Raw genomic sequence first — 1,559 nt, forward strand, 5'->3', positions numbered from 1 at the left:
CAGCAAAAACTTAACGCGACCACTTATGCCTCCGGCGGCCCCGATTCGTCCTCGTCACCTCGTCCCGACCCAACAAGGGGTCGGAACATAGGCTCCAAATGACTTGACGCCGTGTCGGATGGCCTTTTATTTTGTCTCCACCTTCGCTAACGCTCAGACTCCGACAAAATAACGGCCCTACGGCTATCGCGGACTAAAAATCATCACTTCGCTTAGGCTCCGTTTCCCTGATTTTCAGCGTATGTTTATTATGCTTTGTAGTTTTTATTACTTTATATAGGAGTATTATAAGTATGATAATTTCATTTTTAGGGCAAAAAGGCGGGACGGGTAAAAGCTCTGTAGCGCGGGCGGTTGCTGTTGAATTTGTCCGTAGTGGTTGGAGTGTTCATGTTGCAGACATGGACACCATACAAAAAACTATTTTCAATTGGGCGGGGCGTAGGGATGATGCAGAGATAGAGCCAGCGTTAGAAGTTGCTTTGTATCGAGAGCCAAAAGCCGCATTAAAAGCCGCTGATATATCAGATTTATTAGTTATTGATGGTAAGGCTTTTGCTGATGCTCACCTTTTAACCGTTGCTAAGGCTTCGGATTTAATCGTAATCCCCGTGGGCGTTAATGCTGATGATTTAGAGCCGACTTTAAACCTAGCTACCGAGTTAATTAACAAAGGGATTTCCCGCGCATCTATGTTGTTTGTAGTCGATAAAGTTCCCGATAACGGAGAGCGCGAAGCAATGGACACACGCCAGACTATAAAGAATTGGGCGTTTAACGTATCACAGGGATATATACCCTTTAAAACGGCATATAGTCAGGCAATGGACGCGGGGCGAACTTTGAGCGAAACCAAATATAAAGGGTTGAACGAAAAAACCGATAAAATTATTCAGCAAATTGTTGATGCAGCAATAAATACCCAAGATAAAAAATTAAAAAGGAGTAAGTGAAAATGGCTAAAATCGCACCACCAACCGAAAAGAAAGTACCAGTAAAACGCACAGTAAAGAAAGCAAGCGAAATGAAAAGTAACAAAGCCACAGCCCAAACTCCACCCGATGCCATAATACCTTTACAAATAAAAATCCCTGAAACGGTAAAGAATGAATTTAAGGCTATGGCTTCAATTTAGAGGGCAATCAATGAATGCTTTATTTTTAGAAATGTTTGAAGAGTATAAGGAACCTCATTAGTAATACTTATATGAAATTAATGTTAGGAGTATAATCAATAAAAGCATGATATATATTATATAGTATATGTTTGTAATGTTATTATTACTTAATATATCGGGGAGTCGCTATTTTTGCGAAAGCTTGTTTTGGGCATCCCAGCCCAAGCAAGCAGCAAAAACTTAACGCGACCACTTATGCCTCCGGCGGCCCCGATTCGTCCTCGTCACCTCGTCCCGACCCAACAAGGGGTCGGAACATAGGCTCCAAATGACTTGACGCCGTGTCGGATGGCCTTTTATTTTGTCTCCACCTTCGCTAACGCTCAGACTCCGACAAAACAACGGCCCTACGGCTATCGCGGACTAAAAATCATCACTTCGC

At 42.7% G+C, this 1,559-nt stretch carries 2 protein-coding genes; both read left to right on the top strand.

Features of this window, described 5'->3' with window-relative positions; translation table 11 throughout:
- Window positions 1-293 precede the first annotated feature (293 nt).
- Entirely contained in the window at window positions 294-953 is a 660-nt protein-coding gene (locus CDZ78_RS10160; protein ID WP_087869916.1) for a nucleotide-binding protein, read from the top strand.
- 2 nt (window positions 954-955) lie between these two features.
- Window positions 956-1,135, top strand: coding sequence for a hypothetical protein (locus tag CDZ78_RS10165; protein ID WP_087869917.1), 180 nt, complete (start codon window positions 956-958; stop codon window positions 1,133-1,135).
- Window positions 1,136-1,559: the final 424 nt, after the last annotated feature.

The sequence above is a fragment of the Bathymodiolus platifrons methanotrophic gill symbiont genome (assembly GCF_002189065.1).
Classification (GTDB): domain Bacteria; phylum Pseudomonadota; class Gammaproteobacteria; order Methylococcales; family Methylomonadaceae; genus Methyloprofundus.